The organism is Marilutibacter maris (assembly GCF_003233695.1).
GTDB classification, from domain to species: Bacteria; Pseudomonadota; Gammaproteobacteria; order Xanthomonadales; family Xanthomonadaceae; genus Marilutibacter; species Marilutibacter maris.
In genome coordinates, this window is sequence record NZ_CP029843.1 from 175,749 (window position 1) to 187,920 (window position 12,172).

A 12,172-nucleotide genomic window follows, 5' to 3' on the forward strand; every position below is an offset into this window, starting at 1 on the left:
GGCCGCGGCTTGCCCGATGTGGGCGCGAACGGCCGCGGCGGCGCCGACGGGGAAAACCGGCCATTCCGGCACGACCGGAATCCCCCCTTCCGTGCCGCCCGCCAGGCTCTAAACTCGACCGTATGGACATCACCGCCGACACCACGCCCGACGAGCTCGTCTCCACCCATCGCGCGCTGCGCGCGGCCTGGCAGGCCCGCAAGCCCGATCTGGACAGCCGCCGCGCCGACCTGGAGCGGCTGCGCGAGGCCTTCCGCGCCCAGGTGCCGGCGATGGATGCGGCGATCCGCGCCGATTTCGGCCACCGTTCCGAGCACGAGAACCTGATTTCGGAGGCGATGGTGGTGATCGCCGAGATCGACCACGCCTTGGCCCACCTGCGGCGCTGGGCACGGCCACGGCGGGCGGCGGTGGGCTGGCGGTTCTGGCCGGCGCGGGCGCAGGTGCGACCGGTGCCGGTCGGCGTGGTCGGCATCCTGTCGCCGTGGAACTACCCGGTGAATCTGGCGCTGATGCCGCTGGTGTCGGCGATCGCCGCCGGCAACCACGTCTACCTCAAGCCCTCCGAGCACACCCCGCGCACCAGCGCCTGGCTGCGCCAGTTGCTGGCCGACGTGTTCCCGGCCGACCGGGTCGCGGTCGCCCTGGGCGGGCCCGAGGTCGGGGCCGCGTTCGCCGCGCTGCCGTTCGACCACCTGCTGTTCACCGGATCGACCGCGGTCGGCCGCAAGGTGATGGCGGCGGCGGCGCCGAACCTGACCCCGGTGACCCTGGAGCTGGGCGGCAAGGCGCCGGCGGTGGTCTGCCCCGACTTCCCGATCGAAAAGGCCGCCGCCCGTATCGCCACCGGCAAGTGGATCAATGCCGGCCAGACCTGCATCGGCGTCGATTACGTACTGGTCGATGCCGCGCGCCGCGATGCCTTCGTCGAGGCGATCGGCGCCGAGCTGCGCGCGCGCTACGGCGACATCGCGGCCTCGCCGGACTACACCCGCATCATCAACGATGCCCAGTACGCCCGCCTGCAGGGGTACATCGACGACGCCCACGCCCGCGGACTGCGCGTGCTGACCCCGCTGGGCGAGGCGGCCTCGACCGGACCGGAACAGAGCGGACGGTTGCTGCCGCCGACCCTGGTGATCGAGCCCGACGCCGAGGCCGAGGTGATGCGCCACGAGATCTTCGGGCCGATCCTGCCGATCCTGTCGTACCGCTCGCTCGACGAGGCGATCGCGACGATCCAGCGGCTGCCGCGCCCGCTGTCGCTGTACCCGTTCAGTCACGACGACGCCAACGTGAACCGGATCCTCGACGGCATCCTGCCCGGCGGCGTCACCGTGAACGACACCCTGGTGCACTTCGGCGTGCATGGCCTGCCGTTCGGCGGCATCGGTCCCAGCGGCATCGGCGCGATCCATGGCCGCTACGGCTTCGAGACCTTCAGCAAGCTGCTGCCGGTGTTCCGGCAGGCGCGCTGGGCGGGCAGCGACCTGATCAAGCCGCCATACAAGGGGCGGATCGATCGGATGATCCGCTGGCTGGCGAAGTAGGGGGCAGGCCGCTCAGCGGTCGGCCTGGACCGGCCAGATCAAGATCAAGAAGCTTCCGCCACCCAGGGCGGCGGGTAACTTTTCTTTGCTGGCCCAAAGAAAAGTCACCAAAAGAAAGGGCCGTCCCGACAGGGCTCAATCGTGAATGGAGGGCTTCCGGGATTTTTCGACACGACATCCTGTCGTGACCGAAAAACGGCGCGCGTCCCTGCGCACCGCCCTCCGGGTCTGCGATCGGTACGGGCTGTTCGACAGCCAGAAGCGCCAGGATCGGCCGTTGCCGTTGACCTTCAGCGACTTAAAGCCCGCCGCGCACCGCAGGGGGCGGCGGCCGTAGAGGCGCCCATGTCTGAGCGCAGCGAGTTTGGGCGCCGTGCCGCCGGCCTCGAGGCGCACAGGGGACCGGGGCGGCGAAGCCGACCCGGCGGGCGTCAGGAGCGGGCGGTTTTGGTTCCTTTTGCCAAGACAAAAGGAACCCGCCGAAGGCGGAAGCCTTTGATCGTAATCTGGAAGATCTCCGGTCAGGAATGGGGGGCTTGGCCTGCTCCGGATGGGTGGCCGGATCGCCAAGATCAAGATCAACGGCTTCCGCCCCCGAGGCGGCGGGTAACTTTTCTTTGCTGGCCCAAAGAAAAGTCACCAAAAGAAAGGGCCGTCCCGACAGGGCTCAATCGTGAGTGGTGAGCGCCCCAGGATTTTTCGACTCGCCATCCTGGCTCGACCGAAAAACGGCGCGCGTCCGTGCGCGCCGCCCTCCGGGTCTGCAGGCGATGCGGGCTGCTCGCTTTCAGGAAGATCAAAAGCAGGGCTGTTGCGTTGCCGTTGACCTTCGGCGACTTAAAGCCCGCCGCGCACCGCAGAGGACGGCGGCCGTAGAGGCGCCCATGTCTGAGCGCAGCGAGTTTGGGCGCCGTGCCGCCGGCCTCGAGGCGCACAGGGGACCGGGGCGGCGCAGCCGGCCCGGCGGGCGTCAGGAGCGGGCGGTTTTGGTTCCTTTTGCCAAGACAAAAGGAACCCGCCGAAGGCGGAAGCCTTTGATCTCGATCGAGAAGACCTCCGGTCAGGAAGGGGGCTTCCTGGCCTGCTCCGGATGGGTGGCCGGATCACCAAGATCAAGATCAACAGCTTCCGCCACCCAGGCGGCGGGTAACTTTTCTTTGCTGGCCCAAAGAAAAGTCACCAAAAGAAAGGGCCTCCCCGACGGAGCAAAATCGCGAGCGGAGGGCCTTCCGGGATTTTTCGACACGACATCCTGTCGTGACCGAAAAACGGCGCGCGTCCGTGCGCGCCGCCCTCCGGGTCTGCAGGCGATGCGGGCTGCTCGCTTTCAGGAAGATCAAAAGCAGGGCTGTTGCGTTGCCATTGACCTTCGGCGACTTAAAGCCCGCCGCGCACCGGAAAGGACGGCGGCCGTAGAGGCGCCCATGTTTGAGCGCAGCGAGTTTGGGCGCCGTGCCGCCGGCCTCGAGGCGCACAGGGGACCGGGACGGCGCAGCCGGCCCGGCGGGCGTCAGGAGCGGGCGGTTTTGGTTCCTTTTGCCAAGACAAAAGGAACCCGCCGAAGGCGGAAGCCTTTGATCGTGATCGACAATGACCTCCGGTCAGGAATGGAGGCACTGGCCTGCTCTGGATGAGCGGCCGGATCGCCAAGATCAAGATCAACGGCTTCCGCCACCGAGGCGGCGGGTGGCTTTTCTTTGCTGGCCCAAAGAAAAGTCACCAAAAGAAAGGGCCGTCCCGACAAGGCTCAATCGTGAGTGGTGAGCGTCCCAGGATTTTTCGACTCGCCATCCTGGCTCGACCGAAAAACGGCGCGCGTCCGTGCGCGCCGCCCTCCGGGTCTGCAGGCGATGCGGGCTGCTCGCTTTCAGGAAGATCAAAAGCAGGGCTGTTGACCTTGACCTTCAGCGACTTAAAGCCCGCCGTGCCGCCGGCCTCGAGGCGCACAGGGGACCGGGGCGGCGCAGCCGACCCGGCGGGCGTCAGGAGCGGGCGGTTTTGGTTCCTTTTGCCAAGACAAAAGGAACCCGCCGAAGGCGGAAACCTTTGATCTTGAGATCAAAGGTGGGAATCAGGAGCAACGGCAACGGCGGAGCCCGGTTCAGGAAGTCGGTCTCGGCACGGCTGGCCGGCCGGGCCGGCTTGAATGCTGCCGGCCCGGTACAATCGGCGTTTTCGCCGAATCCGAACCGTCCCATGTACGAACCCACCATCGACGCCCTCCGCCGCGGCGCCGCCGCCGAAGCCGTGACCGCCGCCCGTGAAGTCGTCGAGGCGCAGCCGCAGGACCCGGTCGCCCAGCGCCTGTTGTCGGCCGCACTGCGCATGAGCGGCGACCGCGCCGGTGCGCTGGCGGCGATCGACCGCGCCATCGAGCTGCTGCCGGAGGACGCCCAGGCGCACATGGAGCGTGCCGGTCTGCTGCTGGACGAGCGCGCGCTGGACGAGGCCCAGGTGTCGCTGGCGCAGGCGGTCGGGCTGGATCCGAACAAGTTCCCGGCCTACGTGATGCAGGCGCAGCTGGCGGTGGGGCGTGGCGATCTCGACCAGGCCGAGAGCCTGATCAAGACCGCCGCCCGGATCGCGCCCGAAGACCCGCAGGTGCTCGCCCTGGAGGGCACCCTGGCGCTGCGGCGCGGCAACCCGGACCGTGCGCTGTCGATCCTCAGCCAGGCCTCGCAGCGCCATCCCGACGAGGCGATCCTGCGTCACGCGCTGGGTTTCGCCTACGCCGCCAAGGGCCACTACGCGTTCGCCGAGCAGGCCTTCCGCGGCCTGCTCGAGCGCTATCCGTCCAATCCGTTGCGGGCGATGGTCGCCGACCTCGTGCGTCGCCAGGGCCGCCCGGGCGAGGCGGTCGACGAGCTGCTGCCGATCCTCGACCAGGGCGGCGACAGCCCGGCGCTGCGGCGCCTGATCGGCGAGATGGAGCTGGAGGCGGGGCGTCCGGACAGTGCGGTGGTGCGACTGAAGAGCGTGCTGGTCGAGCAGCCGCGCGACCGCCGCACGGTGGTCGCGCTGACCGAAGCCTGGCGTCGTTGCGATCAGGCCGACGATGCCCGCGCGACCCTGGAGATGCTGCTGGCGGGGAATCCGGACGCGGCCGACCTGTGGTACGCGCGGCTGATGTTCGAACCCTTCGCCAGCGACAACGCGCGCGAGGTGGTCGAGCGCTGGCTGGCGGCGATGCCGGACTTCGTGCCGGCGCTGGAGGCGCGTGCGACCATCCATCAGCAGGTCGGCGAGACCGAGCAGGCCGACGCGATCGCGCGTCGGATCACCGAGATCAATCCCGGCCACGCCGGCGCCGAGCTGCGCGTGGTCGACAACCTGATGCGCAGCGACCCCGACGCCGCGGTCGCCCAGGTCGAGAGCCTGCTGGCCCGGGCCAAGGACGAGAACGTGAAGCGGATGCTGCGGCAGCTGCTCGGCCGCACCTTCGACGCCGCCGGCCAGTACGACGCGGCCACGGCGACCTGGGCCGAACTGCACGCGGAGGTGGTGTCGCAGCGCTTGCCGTTGCCGCCGCTCAACGACGGGCTGCCGGAACTGCCGGCGATGGCGCCGGTGCCGGAGCAGGCGCCGGGCGTCGCCTTCCTGTGGGGGTTGCCGGGTTCGCTGGTCGAGCGCGTCGCGCTGACCCTCGACAATGCCCGCCTGCCGTTGCTGGCCGACCGCTTCGGTTCCAAGCCGCCGCGCGATCCCATGCAGCGCTACGGCACCGTCGCGGCGCTGACCGACGGTTCGCTGGATCCCTCGTTCCTGATCAACCAGTGGCGGGCGACCCACGCCACCCGCGGCGTCAGCGACGGCCGCATCATCGACTGGCTGCTGTGGTGGGACAACGCGCTGCTGCTCGCGCTGCGACCGCACCTGCCCGAAGCACGGCTGATCTTCGCGCTGCGCGACCCGCGCGACATGCTGGTGGACTGGCTGGCGTTCGGTGCGCCGATGCCGTTCGCGATCGAGTCGCCGGAGGCCGCCGCCGAGTGGATGGCGCGCACGCTCGGCCAGATCGCCGATCTGCGCGACGGCGGGCTGTTCCCGCACAGCCTGATCCGGTTGGACGACATCGCCCATGACAACGCCGCGATCGCGCAGTCGCTCAGCGATGTGCTGGGGGTGTCGCTGCCGGCCCTGCCGGCCGGCGCGCAGGGGCCGGACCGCTACCCGGCCGGGCACTGGCGCCACTACGTCGGGGCGCTGGCGCCCGCGTTCGCGGCACTGGCGCCGGTGGCTGAGCGGCTGGGCTACCCGGCACGCTAGTCTGGCGTGGAGGCGCCCGTAGGAGCGGCGTAAGCCGCGATGAGGTGTTGATGGGAACGCGCGGTCGTGGCTTGCGCTGTTTCTGCGGCGGCCCGAACCGGTTTTCGATTGGAAGCGAAGGGAGAACGACGTGAAGATTCGCAGCGACAGCTTCAAGAATGGCAAGCCCCTGCCGGTCGAGTTCGCCGCCGGTCGACCGACCGCGGACGGCTTCGGGTTCGCGGCCAATCGCAACCCGCACCTGGCCTGGGACGAGGTGCCCGAGGGCACCCGCTCGTTCGCGCTGCTGTGCATCGATCCGGACGTGCCGACCGTCGCCGAGATGGTCGGCAAGCCCGGGGTCGAGATTCCGGCCGCGCAGCCGCGCTGCGACTTCGTGCACTGGGCGATGGTCGATATCGCCGCCGACCTGCGCGAGATCGCCGCCGGCAGTTGCAGCGACGGTGTCGTGCCGCACGGCAAGGGCGAGCCCGCCGGCCCGGCCGGCGCCCGCCAGGGCTTGAACGACTACACCGGCTGGTTCGCCGGTGATGCCGACATGGCCGGCCAATGGCACGGCTACGACGGTCCGTTCCCGCCGCCCAACGACCTGCGCCCGCACCGCTACTTCTTCCGCCTGTTCGCGCTGGATGTCGACAGCCTGTCCGATTGCGGGCTGGCGGCCGGCAACGACTTCAGCGCCGCCGAGGTGTTCGCGGCGATGCACGGACATGTGCTGGCCGAGGCCTCGATCCACGGGACCTATTCGCTGCATCCGGACGTGGCCGGCGAGAACGCGCAATGAACTTCGGCGCTGGCGCGGTCCTGCCGGCACGGCGGGGTTGATTCCGTCGGCCGCCGCATCGTGTCCGGACTGATTCAGGCACCGCCGCGCGGCGGGTCTGCAAGGAGCAGGGTTTGACAAAGCAATTCCGGGCTCAAGCCCGCCGTCACCGCGCCGGGAGTGGCTGGGTGCTCGTATTGGCGCTGTTGCCGTTGGCGGGGTCGGTGTTCGCCCAGGCACGGCCGATCACGACCTACCGGGGCACGGTCGGCGACGCGCCGGTGGAGCTGCTGCTGGTCCACGACTGGCAGCTCGACGGCATGGGCGGCTATCTGTTCGACGAAGACCGGCGCACGCTGCTGCCATTGGAAAAGACGCCGTACACCGAGGGCGAGAGCCTAATGATCAATGTCCTGGGCGATCCGCGACTGCCGACGTCGGCGATCGCGTTGCGTCCGTTCGTGCCCGGCGCGAAGAGCCTGCGCGGCCGTTCGATAGAGTTGCGCAGCCGCGCGCAACGGGAGGTCCGCCTCGAGCGGGTGACGCGGTTCTCCAGCGACGCGAACGACAGCTACGAGGGCGAGCTGCTGCAGGGGCCGTCCGATGCGCGTTTCCACTTCCGGGTGCATGCGCGCAAGGCGCGGGGCGAACATGCCGGCCGCGTCGATGCCATCACGGTCATCGATCGCGCCAGCGGCGAGCCGGTCCAGGTGCTGGACGGACTGGACCTGTTCTTCTCCGGCACCGACACCCTGGTGCTGAAGGACTTCAACGGCGACGGCATCGTCGACTTCTCGGCGATGCCGATGCGGGCCGACGATCCCTCGCGCACCGGCGAGCATCGGCACTACTTCGTCTACCGGCAGCAAGCGGGCGGCTACGGCCGCGACCCGCAGATCGAAGCGCTGGCGGCGCAGGGCGCGCTGGAGTTCGGTTCCGGGGGACGGGTCAGCCTGCGGCCGGAAAGCGGTATCGACTACCGCGCCGGCACCATCCAGTGGCGTCATTACCGCTTCGTCGAGCCCGACCGGCTCGAACTGCAGAGCCAGAGCGAGGAGCGCTTCTGATGGAACTCTTCCGCGGATGGCGCGCGTGGCTCGCCGGACTCGCACTGCTGGCCGCGTCCTCGCCGGCGTTGGCCTCGTATGCGATCTACAGCGGCCGCATCGGTGGCAGCGACATCACCTTCGTGGTCGAGAGGCGCAATGCGGTGCAGCGGGCGATCTACTTCTACGACCGTTATCGCACGCCGATCAGGCTGAAGCCGGCCTTCCTGCACCAGACACGCGACCTCGGCATGGACGAGCTCGATGCGGCCGGGCTGCCGGTCGCCCGGCTGCGCTTCGACCGCGCGGACTTCTTCCGCTCCACCGCCCGGCTCACCGGCACCTGGACCGACTACCGCAGCCGCCAGGCGCTGCCGCTGGAACTCGAACTGGTGGCCTATCTCGACTCCGATGATGCCTGGCCGGCCGGGCGCCACCCGTTGCTGCAGGCGGCGTCCAGCGAGCGGTTCTACTTCCAGGTCCCGATGGACGAGAGCGATGCGGCGGTACGCACCATCGAGGTGATGGACAAGTCCAGCGGCAAGCGCTGGCAGACCCTCGAACTGGCGCAGCCGGGCTGCAACCGCGGGATGGACACGGTGCAGGTGGTGCTGGAGCGCGGCCTCACCCAGCTGCGGATGGCACAGACGCCGTATTGCCCCGGCGTGGTGTTCGAATGGGACCCGGTGGCAGAACGCTTCGAGGACAGGCTGCGCTAGCCGACGACCGACAGGTCGCCGCCCGGGCAGGGCCCGGGCGGCCGGGAGCCGGTCAGTCCTTGCCCGGAACGATCTCCGACTCGACCACCATGTCGAGCACATAGGCCACCGACGGTGCGTCGGCCGGCGGGTTGGCGATGTCGAAGCGCTTCAGGCGCAGCACGTTGCGCACGCCCGGCTGGTGCTCGTAGCCCTCGACCTCCTGGTACAGCGGCTGCCACTCCTCGGACACCCGCGTCTGCACCCCGGCATCGTCGTACTCGACCTCGCGCACCATCAGGCACTTCATGTCGGGAATCAGCGGATGCGAGCAGGGCTGGCGCTCGGCCGCGACCTCCATGAACACCTGCGTGCCCTCGCCGCCGTAGCGGGTTTCCGGCGTCGGCACGCCCTCGAACACCAGGGCGCGGCCGTCGGCGGCGGTCAGGGTCAGGGTCGGCGGGGTCAGGCCGGCCTGGGCGAAATCCGGACCGCCTTCGAGCAGGGCCGACAGTTCGGCATCGGCGGGCATCAGCACCTCGCCCGGGCAGGCGCGTTCGGTCTGCATCAGCGCGTCGATCCGCAGCTTGCCGTCCTCGACCTTGTAGCCGCCGCCCATGATGTTGCAGGCGCCGTTGCTGGACAGCCGGCCGTCCTTGAACTGCAGCTCGAGCGGTCGCCCGATCACGGCGGGATCGGCGAGCGGGCCGCTGCCGGCCTGGCCGTCGGCGCCCAGCACCCGGGTCAGGCGCCAGTCGTAGTCGCCGAGCTCGACCTGGACGGCGTCCGGCTCGGCCGCGGTCACGGCATTCGAGGGCGGGGCTTCGGGCTGCGGGTCGCAGGCGCCCAGGACCAGGGCGATCGAGGCGGCCAGCGACAGGCGAAGCAGGGAGGCGGACAGGGTCATGCGGGGGATCTCCATTGGAATCGGACCCACCCTGCAACGGCCCGGCGCCGGCCGCGGGGTTGCGCAGCGGCGCCGGCGTTCAGCCGCCGGTCGGCAGCCACAGCAGCAGGGCGGCGCCCAAGGCTATCCGGTAGTACGCGAAGACCGTGTAGCGATGCTGCTTGATGTAGCCCAGCAGCCAACGCACGACCACGAAGCCGGTGACCGCCGCGGCGAGGAAGGCCAGGCCCAGCTCGCCCCAGGCTTCCGGCTGCGCACCGCCGTCGATGAAGTGCTCCAGCAGCGCATAGCCGCTGGCTGCGAACATCGTCGGGATGCCGACCAGGAACACGAACTCGGTCGCCGCCGAGCGTTGGCCGGTGCCGGCCAGCATCGCCATGAAGATCGCCGCCGCCGAGCGCGAGGTGCCGGGAAACACGCCGGCGACCACCTGGGCCAGGCCGACCAGCACCGCGACCTTCCAGGTGATCTCGGCGCTGGGCGCGCGCCGCTCGGCCAGGCGTTCGGCGATCAGCATCCACACGCCGCCCAGGATCAGCGCCGCGGCGACCGGCGACACCGTCTCCGGCAGCTCCCAGCCGGCCAGTCGCACCGGCAGTCCGACCACCGCGGTGACCAGGAAGGCGAGCGCGATCTTGGCCAGGTAGAGCCGGTTCTCGCGCTGGCCGAGGCCGGTCGCCAGCGCCCACAGCCGTTGCCGGAACACCAGGGTGATCGCGATGATCGCGCCGGCCTGGATCACGATGTTGAACAGGTCCGAGCGCGCGCCCAGCCAGTGCTGGGCGATCAGCAGGTGGCCGGTGCTGGAGATCGGCAGGAACTCGGTCAGCCCCTCCAGAATGCCCAGCAGCAGGGCGGACAGCAGGTCGGAGACGGCGAGAGGGCTGGGCATCGGCGGAGGGCGGACGGACTGGGGACGGGCCGGCTAGGATAGGCCAGCCCCCCGGCGAGGGTAAGCCGGGGGCGTGCTGCGCCGCTGCCTCGGGTGCAATCGTATGCAGACCGGGGCGACCGGCGCCTGCGTTTAGGCTGTGGTTTCCGCCATAGAACCGGTCCAGGCATGCACGACAGTTCCGTTCCCCAGCACGACCCGGCCAGCGCCGCCGAAGCCGGTCCGGACGCGGTGCTGGTCGGCGACATCGGTGGCACCAATGCGCGCTTCGCACTGGCCGACATCGACGGCACGGCGCCGCGGATGCATGCGCCGCTGACCCTGGCCAACGCCGACTTCGCCAGCCTGCGCCATGCGATCGAGCATTACCTGGCGCTGACCGGCGCCCGCCCGCGCCGCGCCGCGATCGCGGTCGCCTGTCCGGTCGGCCACGACGAGATCCGCCTGACCAACCGCGCCTGGTCGTTCAGCCAGTCCGAGCTGCGCGAGGCGCTGGGCCTGCGGCGGTTGCGGATGGTCAACGACTTCGGCGCGGTCGCCTGGGCGGTGCCGGCGCTGCAGGCGGACGATCGCGTGCACCTGTACGGCCCCGCCGAGGCCACCGGCCAGGGGCCGATCAGCGTGCTCGGCCCGGGCACCGGACTGGGGGTGGGGATGCTGGTCGGTTCCGCGCAGGACGGCTGGCAGGTGGTCGAGACCGAGGGCGGGCATGCCAGTTTCGCGCCGCTGGGCGAGGAGGAGGAAGCGATCGCGCGCTGGCTGTCCGCTCGCCACGGGCGGGTATCCAACGAACGCCTGCTGTGCGGCCAGGGCCTGTCGTGCATCGACGCGGTGCTGCGCGGCGAGCCGGCCGACCGCGCCGCGGTGCTGCGCGCGCCGGCCGAGGTGGTCGCACTGGCGCTGGATGGCCACGACCAGGCCGCGCGGCGCGCGCTGGCCCGCTTCTGCGCGGTGCTGGGCAGCGTCGCCGGCGACATCGCCCTGGTCCACGGCGCGCGCTGCGTGACCATCGCCGGCGGCATGGTGCCGCGCTTCCTGCCGTTCCTGCGCAGCAGCGCGTTCCGCGAGCGCTTCCTCGCCAAGGGCCGCTTCGTCGCCTACCTGGAAGCGATCGCCGTGCAGGCGATCACCCACCCCTACCCGGGCCTGCTCGGCGCGGCGATGTCGATGCGGGGAAGTTCGAACGGCTGAGCACTGCCGGTTCGGTCTTCGGTCCGTGCGAAGATGCGGCGGTCGCCGTCGGCATGCACCACTGCCGGCTGGGCACGCAGGATGCAGGAGGCAGGCATGGACAATGGAATTGTCATCGTGGCGATCTGCGCGGTGGCGTTGGCGGTGGCCTTCGGGCTGCTGCGCATACATGCCCGCCTGGGGCGCGGCTGGACGATCGTATTCCCGGTTGCCTGGGTCCTGTTCGTGTTCAAAGGGTGTCTGATCCTGCCCGAGGACGCGATAGGCGGGTTCGGGGCCTGGCTCGCGGCGTCCGCCTGTCTGTTGGGCCTGATCCTGGGGCACATATGCGAGTTCCGGCATGGACGGCGCGCGCGTCGTGCCGCGTCTGCCGGAACGCGGCCGAGCCGAACCTGAGAGAGCGAATGGGCGTCTGCTCGAACGCCTGCAACCGTGAGGCGGTGGTTGAGCGGGCTCGTTGCGATGCCGGAAAGGCGGCGTGCCGGTCCGGGCACGGCGGTGCGGTCGCTGCCATCGAGGGGCCGCGCATGAGATCGCTGTTTGCCCTGATCGCGTCGCATATGAGGCGCGAAGACCCGGTCTACTACCGGGTGCTTGGATTATGCGTTCGCGGCCGTCGGGGTCGCAGTGCTCGCCTTCGTCCTGGGGTTCATCGGTCGGATGGCGGAACAGGACTGGCTGTTCCTGTTCGCGCTGTTCCTGATGGGGCTGGCGATCGTTTCGGGGATGCTCTGCATGCTGGTGATGACGGTGCTTGCCGTTCATTCCTTTGCCCGGAGGGGCTGGCGCCTGATCCGCCGTATCCACGGCCGCTGACGCCACAAAAAAACCCCGCCGGAGGCCGGCGGGGCAGGGATGT

Annotated in this window: 12 protein-coding genes; 8 read left to right on the plus strand and 4 right to left on the minus strand. The window is 70.0% G+C overall.

Features of this window, described 5'->3' with window-relative positions; translation table 11 throughout:
- Positions 1-122 precede the first annotated feature (122 nt).
- Positions 123-1,550, plus strand: coding sequence for an aldehyde dehydrogenase family protein (locus tag C9I47_RS00830; RefSeq protein WP_111265047.1), 1,428 nt, complete (start codon positions 123-125; stop codon positions 1,548-1,550).
- 1,510 nt (positions 1,551-3,060) lie between these two features.
- Here C9I47_RS00830 and C9I47_RS17375 read toward each other — a convergent pair.
- Entirely contained in the window at positions 3,061-3,294 is a 234-nt protein-coding gene (locus C9I47_RS17375; RefSeq protein ID WP_145985388.1) for a hypothetical protein, read from the minus strand.
- A 238-nt stretch (positions 3,295-3,532) separates the two neighbouring features.
- Entirely contained in the window at positions 3,533-3,763 is a 231-nt protein-coding gene (locus C9I47_RS17380) for a hypothetical protein (RefSeq protein ID WP_145985389.1), read from the minus strand.
- Here C9I47_RS17380 and C9I47_RS00835 point away from each other — a divergent pair.
- From C9I47_RS00835 to C9I47_RS00850, 4 genes are all read left to right on the plus strand, one after another.
- Positions 3,747-5,816, plus strand: coding sequence for a tetratricopeptide repeat protein (locus C9I47_RS00835; RefSeq protein ID WP_111265048.1), 2,070 nt, complete (start codon positions 3,747-3,749; stop codon positions 5,814-5,816). The genes C9I47_RS17380 and C9I47_RS00835 overlap by 17 nt on opposite strands.
- A gap of 130 nt (positions 5,817-5,946) precedes the next feature.
- Positions 5,947-6,600, plus strand: coding sequence for a YbhB/YbcL family Raf kinase inhibitor-like protein (locus C9I47_RS00840; protein WP_111265049.1), 654 nt, complete (start codon positions 5,947-5,949; stop codon positions 6,598-6,600).
- A gap of 167 nt (positions 6,601-6,767) precedes the next feature.
- Positions 6,768-7,646 carry a hypothetical protein gene (locus C9I47_RS00845; protein WP_145985390.1) on the plus strand — a complete coding sequence of 293 codons (879 nt, stop codon included), beginning with the start codon at positions 6,768-6,770 and terminating at the stop codon, positions 7,644-7,646.
- Positions 7,646-8,344, plus strand: coding sequence for a hypothetical protein (locus C9I47_RS00850; RefSeq protein ID WP_111265051.1), 699 nt, complete (start codon positions 7,646-7,648; stop codon positions 8,342-8,344). Before C9I47_RS00845 ends, C9I47_RS00850 begins: the two co-directional genes overlap by 1 nt.
- A gap of 52 nt (positions 8,345-8,396) precedes the next feature.
- Here C9I47_RS00850 and C9I47_RS00855 read toward each other — a convergent pair whose 3' ends face one another.
- Both C9I47_RS00855 and C9I47_RS00860 read right to left on the minus strand, forming a co-directional pair.
- Complete coding sequence (locus C9I47_RS00855) at positions 8,397-9,230, minus strand: META and DUF4377 domain-containing protein (protein WP_190238565.1); 834 nt, start codon at positions 9,228-9,230, stop codon at positions 8,397-8,399.
- A gap of 79 nt (positions 9,231-9,309) precedes the next feature.
- Positions 9,310-10,122 carry an undecaprenyl-diphosphate phosphatase gene (locus tag C9I47_RS00860; RefSeq protein ID WP_111265053.1) on the minus strand — a complete coding sequence of 271 codons (813 nt, stop codon included), beginning with the start codon at positions 10,120-10,122 and terminating at the stop codon, positions 9,310-9,312.
- 168 nt (positions 10,123-10,290) lie between these two features.
- On the opposite strand from C9I47_RS00860, the gene glk reads away from it, so the two are divergent.
- From glk to C9I47_RS00875, 3 genes are all read left to right on the plus strand, one after another.
- Positions 10,291-11,313: a glucokinase gene (glk, locus tag C9I47_RS00865; RefSeq protein WP_111265054.1), complete on the plus strand. Its 1,023-nt coding sequence runs from the start codon at positions 10,291-10,293 to the stop codon at positions 11,311-11,313.
- A gap of 81 nt (positions 11,314-11,394) precedes the next feature.
- The gene (locus C9I47_RS00870) at positions 11,395-11,709 is read left to right on the plus strand and encodes a hypothetical protein (protein WP_111265055.1); all 315 of its coding nucleotides are present in this window, start codon (positions 11,395-11,397) and stop codon (positions 11,707-11,709) included.
- A gap of 198 nt (positions 11,710-11,907) precedes the next feature.
- Positions 11,908-12,129, plus strand: a complete 222-nt coding sequence (locus C9I47_RS00875; protein ID WP_111265056.1) for a hypothetical protein — start codon at positions 11,908-11,910, stop codon at positions 12,127-12,129.
- The last annotated feature ends 43 nt before the right edge of the window (positions 12,130-12,172 follow it).

What these genes read in the sequence shown, in the direction of transcription:
- C9I47_RS00830 (WP_111265047.1), top strand. Translation starts at nt 123, where the DNA reads ATGGACATCACCGCCGACACCACGCCCGACGAGCTCGTCTCCACCCAT.
- C9I47_RS00835 (WP_111265048.1), top strand. Translation starts at nt 3,747, where the DNA reads ATGTACGAACCCACCATCGACGCCCTCCGCCGCGGCGCCGCCGCCGAA.
- C9I47_RS17380 (WP_145985389.1), bottom strand. Translation starts at nt 3,763, where the DNA reads ATGGTGGGTTCGTACATGGGACGGTTCGGATTCGGCGAAAACGCCGAT.
- C9I47_RS00850 (WP_111265051.1), top strand. Translation starts at nt 7,646, where the DNA reads ATGGAACTCTTCCGCGGATGGCGCGCGTGGCTCGCCGGACTCGCACTG.
- C9I47_RS00855 (WP_190238565.1), bottom strand. Translation starts at nt 9,230, where the DNA reads ATGACCCTGTCCGCCTCCCTGCTTCGCCTGTCGCTGGCCGCCTCGATC.
- C9I47_RS00860 (WP_111265053.1), bottom strand. Translation starts at nt 10,122, where the DNA reads ATGCCCAGCCCTCTCGCCGTCTCCGACCTGCTGTCCGCCCTGCTGCTG.
- glk (WP_111265054.1), top strand. Translation starts at nt 10,291, where the DNA reads ATGCACGACAGTTCCGTTCCCCAGCACGACCCGGCCAGCGCCGCCGAA.
- C9I47_RS00870 (WP_111265055.1), top strand. Translation starts at nt 11,395, where the DNA reads ATGCAGGAGGCAGGCATGGACAATGGAATTGTCATCGTGGCGATCTGC.